The following is an 18,247-nucleotide window of genomic DNA, read 5'->3' on the forward strand; positions in this document are numbered from 1 at the left end:
TCAATAGATTGTCCAGCCCACCTTTTGCACCTACTCGACGAGCTGAAATTGCTCAGGGGATAATGCTAACTGCACAACTGTTCTTCCCTGATCGTCACAAAATTCTATTTCATAGCCCTCAACTGGCTGACTATATATCTCAATAATCACCCCTTTCATTCCTGCTCGCAGCCCTGCCTCTGGCATATCTTCAACTAACACAACCATATCAAAAAGCGAATAATCCACCTTGCACTCCTTACTTGACATAGAGAGTCGTCATCCGAGGTGTGGCAGAGCCCGGATCATATATCCAGCCTGTCCGAACGGTTACTGTATTACCGTTTGGCCCTGTTATTGGCATATCTATAAGGTGGGTGTCCCAGATTTCCGTCCCAGATTTCTCGCAAGGCTACCCAACATCTGGTTGAGGGCATTTATCACAAATATCGCTTATGGGCAGTAATCCACCTTATAACCACGCCCTAATTCTAGTTGTAACCTTTTGGCCAATTGCTGCCCCTCAGCGATGTGCCGACGTTCCATCTCAGGTAAGCTAAATCCAGAGTCAGGCGGATAGTCGTTGTTGAACGTCGCCTGATATTCACTGTCCCATGCAGTAATCTTGTCCTTAAGATCTTTAGAAAGGGGCAGCTCATTAACATCAATATGCCCCATAACATCGGCATCTGGACAGAATATCGGTCCAGCCAAATATTCATTCGTTAGCCTCAATCTGATCATGGTAATTGCTTCCAAGTACAGGTGGGTGTCCCAGATTTCGGGGCCACTATCGAAACGCTCAAGGCGTATGTCGCCTCGCAGAACACACCAGATTAGCTCCCCTTATATCCCCGCCCGATTGGGCGAGGGTTTACGGGGCATCTGCTAACTAAAAAAGTGGGTGTCCCAGAATTTCGCCAGAATTTCGATGCCAGCACAAGGCTGATGTTGGTTGAACAGAAATTGGATATATTAGCCATACGTAAACTCAATCCCCAACTTCATATCTTCAACAGTTAAATTTATTTCACACCCAGACCAGATACCGGCTCCAGCAGTCAATTCATAGGTGTAAAAATATTCACGTAGCTGAACCAAAAACTCAGTCAATTCCCCCACAGCTCGACCATCTGGATCAAACCAGTTCAGCTCGCCAGCCTTGTCAACATAATCAAATTCGTACTTTCCCCCATCCCCCTCAGGAAACAGCTCTGCTCTAACGATTAGTCTCTGAGCACCTGAAGGTCCCGCATCCACTAAGAGTTGCCCAATTTTTTGATATATTTCTTGATCAGTCATCAGAAACCACCTAGAGAATTTTTGAAATCAATGATCACTGGACGACCACCATCAATAGAGTACCTGACAGTAAATCTATAAACCAATTACTGGGACAGCCATCTTTCTGACAAAGGCATAACATCACCAGCATATCCGATAGGAGCCGCTGCCGGACACTGAAAAAAAGCCCGCACCATGGGGTGCGGGCTTTGATAACTGCTGGTGGCACCGGTAGCTGACGGGTCACCTGCGCCATGGCGGGCGCTTATTTGCTGCCGGTACCCGAGTTGCGGGTAGAGGAGGTCGGCTTGCGACGGGCGGTGGTGGCGCGGGCGCGCGGCTCCTTGCCCTGCATCTCCTTGTGGCGCTTAACGGCGCGGCGGATCTGGGCGGCCTGCTTGTGACGGCTGCTCTTGCCATCCTGCTGCAGATCGACCTTGGATTCGGTCTCCGGCGGCAGATTGACCAGGCCGCGCAGGTAGTTCACTTCGGGCAGTTTTAGTTCCTGCCAGCCACCGCGCGGGATGCCGCGATCCAGCTTCACATCGCCGTAGCGGATCCGCATCAGGCGGCTCACCTGCACTTCCTGGGATTCCCACAGGCGGCGCACTTCACGGTTGCGCCCCTCGGTCAGGGTGACGTTGAACCACTGGTTCAGCCCCTCGCCACCGGCCGGCTTGATCTTGTTGAACTTGGCCATGCCGTCTTCCAGCTGGACGCCCTTGCGCAGGCGCTGCAGCATGGCTTCGGTGATCTCACCGAAAACACGCACCGCGTATTCCCGCTCCACTTCGTGGCTCGGGTGCATCAGGCGGTTGGCCAGTTCACCGTCAGTGGTGAACAGCAACAGACCGGAGGTGTTGACGTCGAGGCGGCCGACCGCAATCCAGCGGGCCCCTTCCATCTTGGGCAGACGATCAAACACGGTGGGACGACCTTCCGGATCGTGACGGGTACACATCTCCCCTTCCGGCTTGTGGTAAGCCAGCACGCGGCAGATCACTTCCTCTGCGGCACGGGTCTTGACCTGGTGACCATCCACCCGGATCACGGCGTTCACTTCGACGCGATCCCCCAGCGTGGCGACCTTGCCATCCACACTGACCCGACCTGCGGTGATCAGGGCCTCCATCTCACGACGGGAGCCGTGACCCGCGCGGGCCAACACTTTTTGCAGTTTTTCACTCATCGGGGTTACCTGATTGTTGATCGCTGCCCACCGGCATGGGGGCAACGGTTGTCACTGTGACGGGGCCCTTCGGGCAGTCCGCCACCGTTTGCATGATTAAGAGACCCGGTCAGCATTTTTGTCGCCGACATCAGGCTCGCTCCCCTCATCCACCATGGTGGCCAACGAGGGTTGCAGTTCGGGATCCAGCTCGGGGAGCTGCTCCAGACTCTGCAGGTTGAAATAGTCCAGAAATGCCCGGGTGGTGGCAAGCAGCTCGGGGCGCCCCACCACCTCCTTGTGGCCGATGCTGCGCACCCAGCCACGATCCTTGAGCGTGTTCACTATCTGGCTCGACACCGCCACCCCGCGGATCGCTTCGATCTCGGCCCGGGTGATGGGTTGACGATAGGCGATCAGCGTCAGCGTCTCCATCACGGCGCGCGAATAGCGCGGGGCCCGCTCGCTCCACAGGCGCGAAAGCTCCTCGGCGTAATCCTGGCGGGCCTGAAAGCGCCAGCCGGAGGCGACCTCCTTGAGCTCCACTCCACGCTCGCTGTAATCCTGCTTGAGCTCCGCCAGCAGCAGCTGCACGTAGCGGGTGGTGACAGGATAGTCGGCCAGCACGCTGTTTTTCAGCTCGCTGATGTTGAGCGGGCGCCCGGCAACGAACAGCGCCGCTTCGATCAGCGTCTTGAGTCGTTCAGTGGGCAGCGCCACGGTTGCCCTCCTCGCTCTGCTCGGCCAACGCGAAATGGAGCTTGTCCCAGCGGCGCTGGCTACCGCTGAGCAAACAGGGCGCGAGCTCAATGGGTCTGTTCACTTGTCACGCTCTCTTCTGCCGCCAACGCGAAATGGATTGGACCCAGTGGTTCTGCCTGCAGGATCCAGATCAGTTGTTCCTTGCACAGCTCCAGCAGGGCCAGAAACGTCACCAGTACCCCCATGCGCCCCTCTTCGGCCCGCAGCACCTGTTCAAGCCGCAGGGTCTGGCCCAGGGAGAGCATGGCGAGGATCTCCGCCATCCGCACCCGGGTCGGGATCTGCTCACGGCGGATCTGGTGATGTTCAAAATGAGTCGCGCGTTTTACCACACTTTGCATGTAAAGGGCGAGCTCAACCAGCGAAACATCGGGAGTCAACGGCTTGAGGGAGCCAAAATCCGGCGGCAGAGCGGCGGCGATGAAGATCTCCCGCTCCACCCTGGGCAGCGCGTCCACCCGCTCGGCGCCGACCTTGTAGCGTTCGTACTCCTGCAGGCGACGGATCAGGGTCACGCGGGGATCTTCCCCCTCCTCATCATCTTCCAGCTCGGGCGCCTTGGGCAGCAGCAGGCGAGATTTTATCTCCGCCAGCCAGGCCGCCATCAGCAGGTATTCGGCCGCCAGCTCCAGATTGAGCCCCTGCATCAGCTCCACGTACTCCATGTACTGGGCGGTGATCTGCAGGATAGGCAGGTTGAGGATGTCGAGCTGCTGGCGCCGGATGAGATAGAGCAAGAGATCGAGCGGCCCCTCGAAGGTATCGAGGAACACCTCCAGCGCATCGGGCGGAATGAACAGATCCTGGGGCAGCTCGTGATAGGGCTGCCCCAGGACTTTCGCGATGGGGGTGAGGGCTGCAGCCCCCTCCCCCGTCTCGCCGGGAATGGTCGTGGCCGTCACGGACACGGGTTCAGCGGTCTCACTCAAACGGAGTCGGATCCCCGGCACCGCGACGACGCAGCACGGGTTCGTCGTCGGAGAAGTCCACTACCGTGGTGGGCTGCTCGCCCAGATAACCGCCGTTGACCACCAGATCCACCTGCTTGCCCAGCTTGTCGAAGATCTCCTCGGGGTCGAACTCCGCCATCTCGGAATCGGGCAGGATCAGGGTAGTGGAGAGCAGCGGCTCACCGAGGGCTTCGAGCAGCGCCTGGGCGATCTTGTTGTCCGGTACCCGGATGCCGATGCTCTTCTTCTTATCGTTCATCAGGCGGCGCGGCACCTCCTTGGTGGCCTTGAAGATGAAGGTGTAGGCACCCGGGGTGTTGTTCTTGATCAGGCGAAACGCGCTGTTGTCCACCTTGGCGTAGGTGGCGATCTCGGAGAGATCCCGGCACACCAGGGTGAAGTCATGGTTGGGATCGATGCGACGGATGCGGCAGATGCGCTCCAGCGCCCCCTTATCACCCATCTGGCAGCCTAGGGCATAGCCGGAATCGGTGGGATAGACGATGACACCGCCGTTTTGCAGAATTTGCACCGCCTGGCTGACGAGACGCGCCTGGGGGTTTTCCGGATGTACGTAAAAGTGCTGACTCATAACATGTTCTCGCAATGGGGGCAGCAACATCTGCCCGCTTGATGGTCATGGACGCAACCCCATGACACTACCTTAATCTGTTTGGCGTTGCGGCGCCCGCTTCATTAACGGCTGGCCAGCAAGCCGGCATGCTCCTCGGTGCTCAGGCCGAAGTGGCCGGGATAGGCCAGCCAGAGCGGCGTGCCCTCCTTGGGCAGCCAGAGGTGGCGGCCAAGCTCAGTCCAGTTGGAGGGGAAGTGAAAATCGGACCCCACCGAGATATAGAGATCCTGATCTTTGGCCCACTGGCCGAGATTGGCCCGCTCCTGGGGACTCTGCTGGGGCAGCGAGACCTCCATGGCGTCACCACCGGCCGCCTTGAAGGCCACCAGCAACCGCTTGATCCACTTGGCGGTGAGATCGTAGCGGCTCGGGTGGGCCAGCACAGCCAGGCCGCCGGCATCGTGAATGACGGCGATGGCATCGCGCATCTCGGGCCACTCGGCCGGCACATAGCCCTTGTTGCCGCGGCTCAGGTACTTTTTGAATACCTTTTGCATGTTGTCGGCCACCCCGCGTGCCACCAGCACCCGGGCGAAATGGGCCCGGGTCACGGCGGCGTCACCGGCAAGCTGTTTGGCCTCTTCATAAGTGCCGGGGATGAGGCACTTCTCCAGACGGCGCCCTATCTCCTCGGCACGGGCCTCGCGGCGAGCCTGTTGCCCGCGCAAAAATTCCACCAGACGTGAATTTTTTTCATCCACGCCCAGGGCCACGATATGGATCTCGTGGTGCTCCCAACCGGTGGAGATCTCGACCCCGCTCACCAGCCGAAGCGGCAGTTGCTCGGCGGCGATGGTCTGGCGCACCTCATCAAGCCCGGCAAGGGTATCGTGGTCAGTAATTGCTAACACCTCCACCTGTTTTTCGGCGGCGCGGCGCACCAGTTCGGCCGGGCTCAGCACCCCGTCGGAGGCCGTGGTATGGCAGTGAAGATCGAATCTCATCAGATTATTCCGCTCTCGTGGTCAGGTCACTGTTTGTAGTAATTCGGTGAAAGAAGGCTAAAAAGCGACTTGACTTGGCCGCGGCTTTATCGTTTTCTGTAGGCACTTCATTGCAAACATCTTTTTACAGGAATTTATCATGCAAACGACTTCCATCCTGACCATTTGGTGGTGGCACACTCCCTGACATGCGGGCGTGTGGTCGTTGCTGTACCTGTAATCTGACAGCAAACAAAGAACCAAAGAAAAAGCCCGCTGACCCCAGCGGGCTTTTTTATTATCCGGCAAATGGACCTGTGATGAAACCGAGAATTCAGACAAGCATACCGACCTGGCGATGGCGCCCCTGACAAGCGCAACCAGACCCATTCAATTTCAAAGGCATTTTTCAAAGGTATTAGACGTCATGAACATCGGTAACACGCATCACACGCAAGGGAACGCACTATGACAGCCACGTATCGCCTGCCACTGGGTGAATTCGATACCCTCAAGTTAAACGCCCCCTATGTGGCCGACCCGCTGGCGCTCTACAGCCAGCTCTGTCAGGGCCGCCCCAACAACCTGCTGCTGGAATCGGTGGAGATCGACTCCAAGGCGGGCAAACAGAGTCTGCTGCTGGTGGATGCCTGCCTGCGCATCGAGTGTCGTGGCCGCACCGTGCGGGTACGCAGCCTCAATGACAACGGCGTCCAGCTGCAGCGCCTGCTGAGCGAGCTCCTCAGCACCGCCATCAAACAGAGCGAGGTGGCTGGCGAGCTGCAACTCGACTTCCCGGCATCGGATCGGGCGCTTGATGAAGACAGCCGCCTCAAGGGCACCAGCGTGCTGGACGTGCTGCGCACCCTGCAGCAAGAGCTTGGGTGCGAGCAGGGCAAAGAGGCGCTCTTTATGGCGGGCAGTTTTGCCTACGACCTCATCGCCTCTTTTGAGGATCTACCGGAGGTCCCCGAGGGGAGCAACGACTGCCCCGACTACTGCTTTTATGTGGCCGAGACACTCATCACCATCGACCATATCGATCGCACCACGGCGCTGCTCGCCTGCATCTTTGGCGGCAACAGCGACGAGCGCGAGCTGGATGAGCGCTACAACCGCCTGAGCGATCGCCTCGAGCAGTTCAAGCTGGCCTGCCAGCAGGCGGCCGAGCGGGCACTCGCTCCCCAGCCCCAGGTCGAGGGCATTCATGGCGGCATGCTGGTGGACAAGAGCGACAAGCAATTCTGCGCCGAGGTGGAGAAGCTCAAGGGCTTTATCCGCCGCGGCGACATCTTCCAGGTGGTACCGTCACGCTGCTTCTCCCTGCCCTGCCCCAGCCCCGTCGCCGCCTATCGCCGCCTCAAGCAGACCAACCCCAGCCCCTACATGTTCTACGTGCAGGATGAGGGCTTCACCCTGTTTGGCGCCTCGCCCGAGAGTGCGGTGAAATTCTGCGCCACCAGCCGCGACGTGGAGATGTACCCCATCGCCGGCACCCGCCGCCGCGGCTTCAACCCGGATGGCACCATCAACCGGGATCTCGATGGCCGCATCGAGCTGGAACTGCGTCAGGATGAAAAAGAGGTGGCCGAGCACCTGATGCTGGTGGATCTGGGCCGCAACGACATCGCCCGCATCTCGGAGCCCGGCACCCGCTACGTCAAAGAGCTGCTTAAAGTGGATCGCTACAGCCACGTGATGCACCTGGTCTCCAAGGTGGTGGGCACATTGCGCGCAGATCTGGACGCCCTGCACGCCTATCAGGCCTGCATGAACATGGGCACCCTCACCGGCGCCCCCAAGATCCGCGCCAGCGAGCTCATTCGCATGGTGGAAGGCAAGCGCCGCGGCAGCTACGGCGGCGCCGTCGGCTACATCAACGGCGCCGGCGAGATGGATACCTGCATCGTCATCCGCTCCGCCTTCGTCAAAGACGGCGTGGCCCATGTGCAGGCCGGTGCCGGCGTGGTCTATGACTCCAAACCCCAGGCCGAGGCGGACGAGACCCGCGCCAAGGCGGCCGCCGTGCTGGCCGCCATCGCCGCCAGCCATGGCACCTCCCTGCAAGCATTGAGCGCCCAGCAGGAACAACACAAGGACGTGAGTCATGACTAACATCTTCCTGCTCGATAACTTCGATTCGTTTACCTACAACCTCGTCGACCAGTTCCGCTCTCTTGGCTATCCGGTGCGGATCTACCGTAACAGCCTGCCGGCGAGTCGCATCATGAGCGAGATCGCCGCCTGCGAGGGCGATGCCGTGCTGGTGCTCTCCCCGGGGCCGGGCGCCCCCCATGAAGCGGGTTGCCTGATTGACCTTATCAAGCTGGCCCGCGGTCAGGTGCCCATCCTCGGCATCTGCCTCGGTCATCAGGCACTGTGCGAAGCGTACGGCGGCACCGTCGGCGCGGCGGGCGAAATCGTCCACGGCAAGCGCTCTTTGATTGAGCACAACGGCCACGGCGCCTTCGCCGGTCTGCCGACCCCGCTGCCGGTGGCCCGCTATCACTCGCTGGTCGCCACCTATGTGCCGGACGAGCTGACGGTGATTGCCCACTATCAGGGCATGCCCATGGCCATCGAGCAGGCGGACGAACGGGTGCTGGGCTTTCAGTTCCACCCGGAATCCATCATGACCTCGGAAGGGGCCCGCCTGCTGACCCAGGCCCTCGCCCATATCACCCGTCCCGAAAGCAGCGTGCGTTAAGGTAAGGAGACCCCATGCATCATCATCTCAACACCCTCTATCAGGGACAGTCTCTTACCCGCGACGCCGCCCGTGACGCCTTTAGCCAGGTGGTGCGCGGCGAAGTGGACCCCATAGTGCTGGCAAGCCTGCTGACGGCGCTGAAACTCAAGGGGGAGACCCCGGAGGAGATCGCCGGCGCCGCCGAGGCCCTGCTGGCGGAAGCGCGCGACTTCCCGCATCCGGATTACGCCTTCTGCGACATCGTCGGCACCGGGGGCGATGGCCTCAACACCATCAACGTTTCCACCACCTCGGCGCTGGTCGCCGCCGCCTGCGGCCTGAAAGTGGCCAAGCACGGCAACCGCTCGGTCTCGAGCAAGTCGGGTTCGAGCGATCTGCTCGACAAAATGGGGATCAAGCTCGACATGAGCCCGGCTCAGGCGCGCCGCTGCCTTGACGAGCTCGGCATCTGCTTCCTGTTCGCCCCCCAGTATCACGCCGGGGTGCGCCACGCCATGCCGGTGCGCCAGGCCCTCAAGACCCGCACTCTGTTCAATGTGCTGGGGCCCCTTATCAACCCGGCCCGCCCCACCTATCAGCTGATGGGAGTCTATGCCCCCGAGCTGGTGCGCCCCATCGCAGAAACCCTGCTGGCACTGGGTCTGAAAACCGGTATGGTGGTACACGGCGCCGGGCTCGACGAGATTGCCATTCACGGCCCGACCCAGGTGGCCGAGATCCGTGACGGCGAAATTCGCGAGTACTTGCTCACCCCGGCTGATTTTGGTCTCGAGACCTACCCGGTCAGCGCCATTCAGGGGGGGGAGCCTGAAGAGAACCGCGCCATCACCGCCGCCATTCTGGAAGGGCGTGGCACCCCGGCCCACAACGCAGCCATCGCCGCCAACGTGGCGCCGCTGCTGCTGATGGCGGGCAAGGCGACAGACCTCAAGAGCGCGGCGGCAGAGGTGCTGGCGGTGCTGGCGAGCGGCAAGGCAGCGGAGCTCGCCGCCCGGCTGGCCACCCTGAGTCATCAACCCGAACAGCAATAAGCGCCGAGCGACCCATGACAAGCGTTAGCAACAAGGACTCAACAATGCAGGATCACGCCATTTCGCCGGACTGTTTCCTCAACATGGCCTCCATCAGCCAGACCATTCTCGGCAAGATCGTGGCGGCCAAGCAGGAGTGGGTTGCCGCCCGCAAGCTGGCCCAGCCGCTGGAGAGCTTCCAGAGCACGCTGACCCCAAGCGATCGGGATTTCGTCGGGGCGCTCAAGGCGGGCTCCACCCGCTTTATTCTGGAGTGCAAGAAGGCCTCCCCCTCCAAGGGCTTGATCCGCGACGATTTCAGCCCGGAGGCCATCGCCGACATCTATGGCAAATACGCCACCGCCATCTCGGTGCTGACCGACGAGAAGTTCTTTCAGGGGGATTTTACCTTTTTGCCGCGGGTGCGAGGTCGCGTATCGCAGCCGGTGCTCTGCAAGGATTTCATGATTGACCCCTATCAGGTCTATCTGGCCCGCCACTATCAGGCGGACGCCATTCTGCTGATGCTCTCGGTGCTCACCGACGAGGGCTATCGCGCCCTGTTCGAGGTGGCCAAGGAGCTCGGCCTCGGCGTGCTGACCGAGGTGAGCAACGAGGAGGAGCTGACCCGCGCCATCGCGCTGGGGGCGCCGGTGATTGGCATCAACAACCGGGATCTGCGGGATTTGAGCGTCGATCTAGCCCGCACCAAACAGCTGGCCAAAGACATTCCAAGCGATCGGGTGGTGATCAGCGAATCCGGCATCAACCACCGCGCCCAGGTGGCGGATCTGCGCCACCATGCCAAGGGCTTCCTGGTGGGCTCATCCCTCATGGCCGAGCCGGATCTGGAAGCGGCGGTACGCAAGCTTGTGCTGGGCCAAAACAAGGTGTGCGGCCTCACCCGCCCCGAGGACGCCGTCGCCGCCCATCAGGCAGGCGCCGTGTTTGGCGGCCTCATCTTTGTGGCAAAAAGCCCGCGCTACGTAGACATCCCCGCCGCCCGCGCCGTGATGGCGGGCGCGCCGCTCTCTTACGTCGGGGTATTTCGCAATGCCCAGCCCGCCACCATCGTCAAGACGGTGGAGGCGCTGGGGCTCGCTGCGGTGCAGCTGCATGGCGATGAGGATGCCACTTATATCGAGACGCTGCGTCCGCTGCTGCCGGCTGGCTGCCAGATCTGGAAGGCGGTCGGCGTCTCTCTTGGCAAGGAAAGCGGCGAGCCGCTACCCGACCTCGACTATCCGGCGGATCGGCTGCTGCTGGATACGAAAGTCGGCAGCCAGAGCGGCGGCACAGGTCAGGCGTTTGACTGGGCTCTGCTGGCCCATCTGGATAAAGCCAAGCTGATGCTGGCGGGCGGCCTTAATCCCGACAACGCCCTGCAAGCTGCGCAAGTGGGCTGCCTCGGCCTTGATTTCAACTCCGGAGTAGAGAGTGCCCCGGGCCAGAAGGATGCCCATAAGCTGGCGGCCGCGTTTGCCGCCCTGCGCACTCTGTAACGCAACCCTTTTCGATGTTTCGATTTAGCTAATTACAAGGAAGAAGCCATGACCCTGCTCAACCCGTTTTTTGGTGAATTTGGCGGCATGTATGTGCCCCAGATCCTCATCCCCGCCCTGCTCCAGCTGGAGAAGGCCTTCGTCGATGCCAAGGATGATCCGGCCTTTATCGCCGAGTTTCAGGCGCTCTTGACCGAATATGCCGGTCGCCCGACCCCACTCACCCTCACTCGCAACCTGACCAAGGGCACCAAGACCCGCCTCTATCTGAAGCGTGAAGACCTGCTGCACGGCGGCGCCCACAAGACCAACCAGGTGCTGGGTCAGGCGCTGCTGGCCAAGCGGATGGGCAAGAACGAGATCATCGCCGAGACCGGTGCCGGCCAGCATGGCGTCGCTACCGCGCTGGCCTGCGCCCTGCTCGGCCTCAAGTGCCGGGTTTATATGGGGGCCAAGGATTGCGAGCGCCAGAAGCCCAACGTCTTTCGCATGAAGCTGATGGGCGCCACCGTCATTCCGGTGCACTCCGGCTCCAGCACCCTCAAGGATGCCTGCAACGAGGCGCTGCGCGACTGGGCTGCCAACTACGAGTCGGCCCACTACCTGCTCGGCACCGCCGCCGGCCCGCACCCCTTCCCCACTATCGTGCGGGAGTTCCAGAAGATGATCGGCGAAGAGGCCAAGGCCCAGTGCTTCGAGAAGGAGGAGCGGCTGCCCGATGCGGTGATCGCCTGCGTCGGCGGTGGCTCGAACGCCATCGGCATGTTTGCCGACTTTATCGATGAACCGTCGGTGCGCCTTATCGGTGTCGAGCCGGGTGGTCACGGTATCGAGAGTGGCGAGCACGGCGCGCCGCTCGGTCACGGCAGCAAGGGGATCTTCTTTGGCATGCACTCCTACCTGATGCAGGACACACAGGGCCAAATTCAGGAGTCCTACTCCGTCTCGGCGGGGCTCGACTTCCCCTCCGTCGGCCCGCAGCACGCCCACCTGGCCGCCATCGGCCGCGCCGAGTACCCCTCGGTGACCGACAAGGAGGCGCTGGACGCCTTCCAGGAGCTGGCCAAATCCGAAGGCATCATACCGGCGCTGGAGTCCTCCCACGCGCTGGCCCACGCCCTCAAGATGGCCCGCAGTGAACCGGAAAAAGAGCAGGTGCTCATCGTCAACCTCTCCGGCCGTGGCGACAAAGATATCTTCACCGTTGCCGATATCTTGGAAACAGAAAGCTTTGAGAAAGAAGGAACCCGCAAATGAACCGTTACGCACAACTCTTCTCCCGTCTGGACGCGGCCAATCAGGGCGCCTTTGTGCCGTTCGTGATGCTGGGTGACCCCACCCCCGAATTGTCACTGGCCATCGTCGATGCGCTGGTCGCAGGGGGCGCCGATGCCCTCGAGCTCGGCATTCCCTTCTCCGATCCGGTGGCGGACGGCCCCACCATTCAGGGTGCCGCCCTGCGCGCCTTTGCCAGCCACACCACCCCGGACGACTGCTTTGCGCTGCTCGCCAAGATCCGCGCCAGGTACCCGCAGCTGCCCATTGGCCTGCTGGTCTACGCGAATCTGGTTTATGTGCGCAAGATCGACGGCTTCTACGAGAAGTGCCAGCAGTCGGGCGTGGATTCGGTGCTGGTCGCCGACGTGCCGGTGCAGATATGCGCCCCCTACAAGGCGGCCGCCGACAAGTTCGGCATCGACAGCATCTTTATCGCCCCGCCCAATGGCGACGCCGAGACCCTGAAGCAGGTAGCGGAGCTCGGCAATGGTTACACCTATCTGGTGAGCCGTGCCGGCGTGACCGGTGCCGAGACCAAGGCCGGCATGCCGGTGGAGGGGCTGATCAATACCCTGCGCGAGTTCAATGCCCCCCCCGCCCTGCTCGGCTTTGGCATCAGCGAACCGGCTCAGGTACGCGAAGCGATTGCCGCTGGCGCCGCCGGTGCCATCTCCGGCTCCGCCGTGGTGAAGATCATCGAGACTCACCACCAAAACCCGGAGCATATGCTCACTCGTCTGAAAGAGTTTGTGGAAGGGATGAAGGCCGCGACCAATCGATAAGGGGCGGCATTGGTCAAATGCCATTGGCCATTTCTGCAGAAAGGGAGCCTGATAGGTTCCCTTTTGTTATCTGGCGTCAGCGGTGGGCAGCTCTGTAGGTCTGATTAGCGAAGCGTAATCAGACGGTCGCGGAGTTGACGTAGTGGCGCAGCTTCGCCACGCAGTGGCACTGCCGTAGGGTGCAATAAGCACAGCGCATTGCACCGCAGGAAATAGTCCGTTCCACGACGACGGACTCTCGCAGGATTCCCGAGCCAGCGGTAGGCCCCTTGATGCGGCTTCGCCGCATGGAACACGAGGGCGCTGCCCTCGACGGGGTTTCGCCCGCCCTTCGGGCCTGGGCGAGTGACTTTTCTTTGCGTGGCCAAAGAAAAGTCACCAAAAGAAAGGCCACCCCCGCTTATTCGCCCGACTGACGTCGGGTACCTTTGGCTCATCCTCTTGTCCAACGGCACGCGCCGATGGGCCGTCCATGGCCCAACGCCGCTCGCTCGGCATCCTGCCTCGCGGCCTGGACAAGAGGACTCGCCTCAGCGAACAAGAGGGGGATCAAAACTGTGCCAACCCTCAGCTTCCGCCTAAACCGCTGATATGCCCCCTCTCCCCTTGGGAGAGGGCTGGGGTGAGGGGATAGTGCATTTCCAGCCAAGCAAGATGCTCACTCAGCACACGCCTTAATGACTAATTTATTGATCCAACACAGATTCCCACCAAAACACGCTTCTCAACTCTCCCCCCTCCCCCTTAAGATACCCGAATGACAATCTCTATCTCTGGAGCACACCATGATTGCGATTGTTGCGTTCTCTCAGGTTAACAACAGCGGACTGGAGGCTGTAATTCAGGGGCGGTAGCGTGGTTTGTTGTAGGTTGACGCAGCGTGTAGCAAAGCCCAACAGGCGAGCATTATTTCGCCAACCAGAGCAGGATAAATATGGATATGGCAGCTCCGTAAACCGATTTACAGATATATTCACGGTAAACGTTGGGCTTCACTTCGTTCAGCACCGAACTACTATCTTTAGTCCAACATACGATATATGCAGCGCATAACAAATAATTCCACCAGACCTACATAATAAAGCAAAACAGACCGGTAAATTAAAGCGTTAGACTTCCAATCCCTATCCAATTCTAAGGCCAATAACACAATGTCAGATTATGATTTTAGCAGTTTGAATGATAAGGAATTCGAGAGTCTATGTTCAGATCTTTTGACTTGCCATCTGGGGAAAAGAGTTGAAAGATTCAAAGCTGGACGAGATGGCGGCGTGGACGGACGTTTTTTTTCCTCCGAAGGATGTGAGGTTATTATCCAGTGCAAGCATTGGTTAAAATCTGGGTTACCAGCACTAATCAGATCAATAGAAAATACTGAAGCAGCAAAAGTAAGAAAACTAAACCCGAAACGCTATATTTTTGTGACATCACTGGAGCTATCCAGAGCGAATAAAATTCAAATCAAGAATCTATTATCCCCTTACCTTCTTACTGAGTCGGATATTTTTGGAAATGAAGATCTTAATGACATTCTATCGAAGAATATCGACGTAGAAAGAAAGCACTACAAGCTGTGGATTTCTAGCACGAATGTCCTTACAACGATTTTGAATTCTGCAATTATTGGCAGGAGTAGATATAAACTAGAAGAGATAGTTGAAGAATCCAGAAAGTATGTAGTAACTCAGAGCCACATTCACGCAATGGAAAAGCTTGAAAACTTACACTCTGTAATAATCACAGGTTCTCCTGGTGTAGGAAAAACATCTCTAGCCGATCAACTATGCCAGTATTATACAGCTAAAGGATACGAATTTTGCTTTATAGAGAACTCACTAAATGAAGCAGAGGAGATTTATCGAGAAAATTCTAATCAAGTTTTCTATTTTGATGACTTTTTAGGTAGAAACTTTTTGCTAGCTCTGGACTCTCATCAAGATTCTCATGTCATTAACTTTATCAAACGAATAGAGAGAGACAAAAAGAAGAGATTTATTTTAACTTCACGATCAAATATATTAAACTAAGGGAAACGACTTAGCGACCTTTTTGATATAAAAAATGTAAACAGAAATGAGTACGAGTTATCTATTTCCTCACTGACAGACATCGATAAAGCAAAGATTCTATATAACCATATATGGTTTGGAAATCTAGATGAATATTATATTGATCAGATTTATGAGGAAAGAAGATATTTAAAAATTATAAATCATAAGAACTTTAATCCTAGACTTATATCCTTTATTACCGATCATCATAGACTCTCAAATATCAAGCCTAGTGAGTATTGGGAATATATCGAAAAAACCTTATCGAACCCTAAGGACATTTGGCGGAATGTTTTTGATGTTCAAGTGGACAATATATGTAAGCATATTGTTGTTGCAATATCACTTCATGGAAAATCAATCACCGAGCCGAGATTAAGGTTTCTCTATTCCGGTCTAGTTTCTAGCAATTTTTTTGGAAAAGAAAGTAAAGATTATGAATCTGTTATCAAGTTATTAGTGGGTGCACTTCTTAATAGAATTGTCATAGACAAAGACAACATATTATATAACTTATTCAATCCATCAATTGCAGACTTTGTCATTTCAAACTATTTAGTAGAATTCAACTACATTGATGAATTGCTAATTTGTTTAAAAACACCTGAATCGATTTCAAACATAAATAGCCTAAAAGAATCAGGTGTTGTTGGCAAAGACTTTTTCATAAACATTCTTGAGTCGCAATTAATTAGATTGTCAAAGTTGAATGATGGTAACGATATTGATAGCTATAAGCTTCGAATACTATCTTTTGGATCTTCTATATTGTCACCACAAGGAATAGTGCTCGAATACATCCAATATCTAGTTAAATCAGCACTATCGTCTGGGCCTTGTTCCTACGGGATTGATTACTTCGAATTTGTTAATTGGGCTCATTCATTAGGCTTAATCGATGCTAATGATGTAGTTTTCAAGAAACAGTTAGAGTGTTGGGTTTGTGAATACGAGAAAGACATGAATGAGTTTATTCCAATATCAAAGCTAGTCTCGGCTGTAGATATTAATCCATCTACGCTGACCGAGAATCTTAAAAAACAGTATATTGAACACTTATCTGAGTGGATTACAAGAGATATAATTGAGGAGGGTATTCTAAGTGATGTATATGATGCTGACACGTGTACTTATTCTGATATATCTGACTACGTAAAAAAAAGATTTTCTGAGTTGGTGATTTCCTTTGAAGAAGCCGACGTTGATGCTGTATGTGAAAGTTGTGATTTTGATGATATCGTTCAGTCAAATATAAACTCATCAATGCATGATGAAGAGCAATACGAAGCATATAGAGAGCAGCGATACAGTATGGAATCCAGCGTCGACGTTATTAATGACATTTTTGAGAGGTCATGAAACAGAAAGGTTAACAATCATATATTGCCTAACTAGTTTTTAAACAATAGGTCCCATCTTTCTGAGCAAGGCTGCAGCATAGCCAGCTCTCAAAAAGATGGGTGACCCAATGTCGCTATTTTGGGTTTGAACAGCAACGATACATCCAGCAGATATTCTCAATCCCGCCCCTTGCCCCACCCCATCAACCCCAGCATCAATACAACCCCCGGCAGCCAGACCCAGTAGAGCTCGGAGAGGATCACTGCCTCGCCTCGGGCGGTGAGATAGGCCTCCAGCTTGAAGGGGGCGACACGGATCACCTGCCAGGGGGCGAAGAAACGCTCATCACGCCACGGCCAGAGCCAGCCAACCCCCTTGCCGCCGGTGGTGAGGGAATCGAGCAGGCTGTGGGAGAGCAGAGAGACCAGCAGAAACGACCAGACGGTGGCGGCGCGAGCCTTAAGCTGGCGGTGAAACAGCATGGCCAGAGTGGGCAGGGCAAAGGCGAACAGCAGGGAGTGGGTAAAGCCGCGGTGGCCAAAGACATGGCCGTAGGCGACCCCCAGTTTGAAGGCGAGCACATCAGCATCGGGCAGCATGGCGATGGCAACTCCTGCAAGCAACAAACGCGGTGGGATGATCCGGCTGCCCAACCCGACCCCAAGGCAGAGAGGGACGGCGGCGTGAGTGACGATGGTGGGCATATCGAAAAGCTCCAACTGAAAACGTGAGCCTACCTTATCCTCGCTCGGTGAAGTGAAGGTGAAGTTGCTTGCCACCAGCCTTGAGCCCATGACGGGCATTGCCTACAATGACCCACTTTTTATCACACTCAGGTAAATAAAATGAGCGACAACAAACCGGCCCTGCCCGACCGTCTGGCGGCCAACCCGCGCAGCCCGCACCATGTGGCGGAGTGCTTCCAGCACGAGATCGGCATTCGCGTGAACGGCAAGGAGCGCACCAATGTCGAGGAGTACTGCATCAGCGAAGGTTGGGTGAAGATCCCCTCCCCCAAGGCCAAGGATCGCTACGGCAACCCCATGCTGATCACCGTCAAGGGCACCGTCGAGGCCTTCTACGCCTAAACGGCCCTGACCGCGCGCCCCGCCGGGCCCGCTGCCATGCTGTTCAGAACACCGGCCTTGCGCCGGTGTTTTGTTTCAGGGCCCCTGTGACACGCCAAGCGGTGGGCAAGAGTTGTCGCAACCCATCCAAGTCCCTCTTGCATCGCTCTGGCGCCTCGGCAATCCTTGCCGCCCTTCTGTCAGTTCCAAGACTTTTCCATGAACAAACTGTTTACCCTGTTTACGCTATTGACCCTGGCGGGGATGACCCGCGCCGATATCCTGATCAACCCCAATATCGTGGTCGCCAATGGTGGCCAGGGTTACGGGGGCGGACGCATCCATGTCTGCACCCTGACTCCCTTCAACAGCGTCTATGCCGATGCGGGGCGCAGCGAATGGCTGGCGCGCCAGAAGGTGAGCCGCCGCTGCCAGCAAAAACAGGGCAACGGCAGCCTGTTTTGCGAGGCGGCCAAGGCAAGCTGCATCACTACCACACTCGATGAGAGCGACGGTGCCAGCACCCTGTTGGTGTTCGATGGCGCTCGCCAACGTGGCGAATCCCTCAGCATCGACCGGGATATCCCGGATCTGGCCCGCTACGGCTTTGCCAACCGCATCTCCTCCTTCACCGTGCCGACTGGCTGGGTGGTGCGCTTTTACGAGGAGACCGACTTTCGCGGTGGCTACTACACCCGCAAGGGCGGCGAGCAGGAGGCGACCGACTTCAACAACCGCATCCGCTCGGTGCGGATCCTGAGCCGCTAGACCGAGCGCCGCGTCGTTCCGTGCACCATAAAAAAAAC

20 protein-coding genes are annotated in these 18,247 nt (G+C 57.2%); 10 read left to right on the top strand and 10 right to left on the bottom strand.

What is annotated here, in order from left to right:
- Positions 1 to 30 precede the first annotated feature (30 nt).
- The 9 genes from ACB028_RS04095 to ACB028_RS04135 all read right to left on the bottom strand — a co-directional run bounded on the left by ACB028_RS04095 (position 31) and on the right by ACB028_RS04135 (position 5,721).
- Entirely contained in the window at positions 31 to 228 is a 198-nt protein-coding gene (locus ACB028_RS04095) for a DUF4926 domain-containing protein (protein ID WP_216994070.1), read from the bottom strand.
- Positions 229 to 238: 10 nt separating this feature from the next.
- Entirely contained in the window at positions 239 to 367 is a 129-nt protein-coding gene (locus ACB028_RS04100) for a DUF6883 domain-containing protein (protein ID WP_371143775.1), read from the bottom strand.
- Between the two features lie 65 nt (positions 368 to 432).
- A complete protein-coding gene (locus ACB028_RS04105; protein WP_223378485.1) occupies positions 433 to 723 on the bottom strand; it encodes a hypothetical protein in 291 nt (96 codons plus the stop codon).
- 231 nt (positions 724 to 954) lie between these two features.
- Positions 955 to 1,281 (bottom strand): hypothetical protein, encoded by a 327-nt coding sequence (locus tag ACB028_RS04110; RefSeq protein ID WP_223378488.1) that lies wholly within the window; start codon positions 1,279 to 1,281, stop codon positions 955 to 957.
- Positions 1,282 to 1,528: 247 nt separating this feature from the next.
- Complete coding sequence (gene rluB / locus ACB028_RS04115; RefSeq protein WP_042072915.1) at positions 1,529 to 2,452, bottom strand: 23S rRNA pseudouridine(2605) synthase RluB; 924 nt, start codon at positions 2,450 to 2,452, stop codon at positions 1,529 to 1,531.
- 96 nt (positions 2,453 to 2,548) lie between these two features.
- Entirely contained in the window at positions 2,549 to 3,151 is a 603-nt protein-coding gene (scpB, locus tag ACB028_RS04120; protein WP_042027635.1) for an SMC-Scp complex subunit ScpB, read from the bottom strand.
- Positions 3,152 to 3,237: 86 nt separating this feature from the next.
- Positions 3,238 to 4,122 (bottom strand): ScpA family protein, encoded by an 885-nt coding sequence (locus tag ACB028_RS04125; protein WP_042072916.1) that lies wholly within the window; start codon positions 4,120 to 4,122, stop codon positions 3,238 to 3,240.
- Complete coding sequence (locus ACB028_RS04130) at positions 4,115 to 4,735, bottom strand: L-threonylcarbamoyladenylate synthase (protein ID WP_268855756.1); 621 nt, start codon at positions 4,733 to 4,735, stop codon at positions 4,115 to 4,117. The genes ACB028_RS04125 and ACB028_RS04130 overlap by 8 nt, the downstream gene beginning before the upstream one ends.
- Before the next feature lie 104 nt (positions 4,736 to 4,839).
- Entirely contained in the window at positions 4,840 to 5,721 is an 882-nt protein-coding gene (locus ACB028_RS04135) for a PHP domain-containing protein (protein WP_371143579.1), read from the bottom strand.
- Between the two features lie 447 nt (positions 5,722 to 6,168).
- Here ACB028_RS04135 and ACB028_RS04140 point away from each other — a divergent pair, with 447 nt between their 5' ends.
- The 8 genes from ACB028_RS04140 (at position 6,169) to ACB028_RS04175 (ending at position 16,392) form a co-directional block, all read left to right on the top strand.
- On the top strand, positions 6,169 to 7,815 hold the full coding sequence (locus tag ACB028_RS04140; RefSeq protein WP_371143580.1) for an anthranilate synthase component 1: 1,647 nt from the start codon (positions 6,169 to 6,171) through the stop codon (positions 7,813 to 7,815).
- Positions 7,808 to 8,407: an aminodeoxychorismate/anthranilate synthase component II gene (locus ACB028_RS04145; protein ID WP_042027643.1), complete on the top strand. Its 600-nt coding sequence runs from the start codon at positions 7,808 to 7,810 to the stop codon at positions 8,405 to 8,407. The genes ACB028_RS04140 and ACB028_RS04145 overlap by 8 nt, the downstream gene beginning before the upstream one ends.
- 14 nt (positions 8,408 to 8,421) lie before the next feature.
- Positions 8,422 to 9,441, top strand: coding sequence for an anthranilate phosphoribosyltransferase (gene trpD / locus ACB028_RS04150; RefSeq protein ID WP_371143581.1), 1,020 nt, complete (start codon positions 8,422 to 8,424; stop codon positions 9,439 to 9,441).
- A 14-nt stretch (positions 9,442 to 9,455) separates the two neighbouring features.
- Positions 9,456 to 10,922, top strand: a complete 1,467-nt coding sequence (trpCF, locus tag ACB028_RS04155; RefSeq protein ID WP_371143582.1) for a bifunctional indole-3-glycerol-phosphate synthase TrpC/phosphoribosylanthranilate isomerase TrpF — start codon at positions 9,456 to 9,458, stop codon at positions 10,920 to 10,922.
- 48 nt (positions 10,923 to 10,970) lie between these two features.
- Positions 10,971 to 12,179, top strand: coding sequence for a tryptophan synthase subunit beta (trpB, locus tag ACB028_RS04160; RefSeq protein ID WP_371143583.1), 1,209 nt, complete (start codon positions 10,971 to 10,973; stop codon positions 12,177 to 12,179).
- Entirely contained in the window at positions 12,176 to 12,982 is an 807-nt protein-coding gene (trpA, locus tag ACB028_RS04165) for a tryptophan synthase subunit alpha (RefSeq protein ID WP_371143584.1), read from the top strand. Before trpB ends, trpA begins: the two co-directional genes overlap by 4 nt.
- A gap of 1,151 nt (positions 12,983 to 14,133) precedes the next feature.
- Positions 14,134 to 15,009 carry a restriction endonuclease gene (locus tag ACB028_RS04170; RefSeq protein WP_371143585.1) on the top strand — a complete coding sequence of 292 codons (876 nt, stop codon included), beginning with the start codon at positions 14,134 to 14,136 and terminating at the stop codon, positions 15,007 to 15,009.
- 330 nt (positions 15,010 to 15,339) lie between these two features.
- Positions 15,340 to 16,392 carry a hypothetical protein gene (locus ACB028_RS04175; RefSeq protein ID WP_371143586.1) on the top strand — a complete coding sequence of 351 codons (1,053 nt, stop codon included), beginning with the start codon at positions 15,340 to 15,342 and terminating at the stop codon, positions 16,390 to 16,392.
- A gap of 158 nt (positions 16,393 to 16,550) precedes the next feature.
- On the opposite strand, the gene ACB028_RS04180 is transcribed toward ACB028_RS04175, so the two are convergent.
- On the bottom strand, positions 16,551 to 17,078 hold the full coding sequence (locus ACB028_RS04180) for a metal-dependent hydrolase (RefSeq protein ID WP_371143587.1): 528 nt from the start codon (positions 17,076 to 17,078) through the stop codon (positions 16,551 to 16,553).
- A gap of 141 nt (positions 17,079 to 17,219) precedes the next feature.
- Here ACB028_RS04180 and ACB028_RS04185 point away from each other — a divergent pair, with 141 nt between their 5' ends.
- Together ACB028_RS04185 and ACB028_RS04190 are read left to right on the top strand one after the other, a co-directional pair.
- Positions 17,220 to 17,462 carry a DUF3297 family protein gene (locus ACB028_RS04185; RefSeq protein ID WP_005302916.1) on the top strand — a complete coding sequence of 81 codons (243 nt, stop codon included), beginning with the start codon at positions 17,220 to 17,222 and terminating at the stop codon, positions 17,460 to 17,462.
- Positions 17,463 to 17,660: 198 nt separating this feature from the next.
- Positions 17,661 to 18,209, top strand: coding sequence for a beta/gamma crystallin-related protein (locus ACB028_RS04190; protein WP_371143588.1), 549 nt, complete (start codon positions 17,661 to 17,663; stop codon positions 18,207 to 18,209).
- Positions 18,210 to 18,247 lie beyond the last annotated feature (38 nt).

This window comes from Aeromonas sp. S9(2024) (genome assembly GCF_041403185.1).
GTDB lineage: Bacteria > Pseudomonadota > Gammaproteobacteria > Enterobacterales > Aeromonadaceae > Aeromonas > Aeromonas enteropelogenes.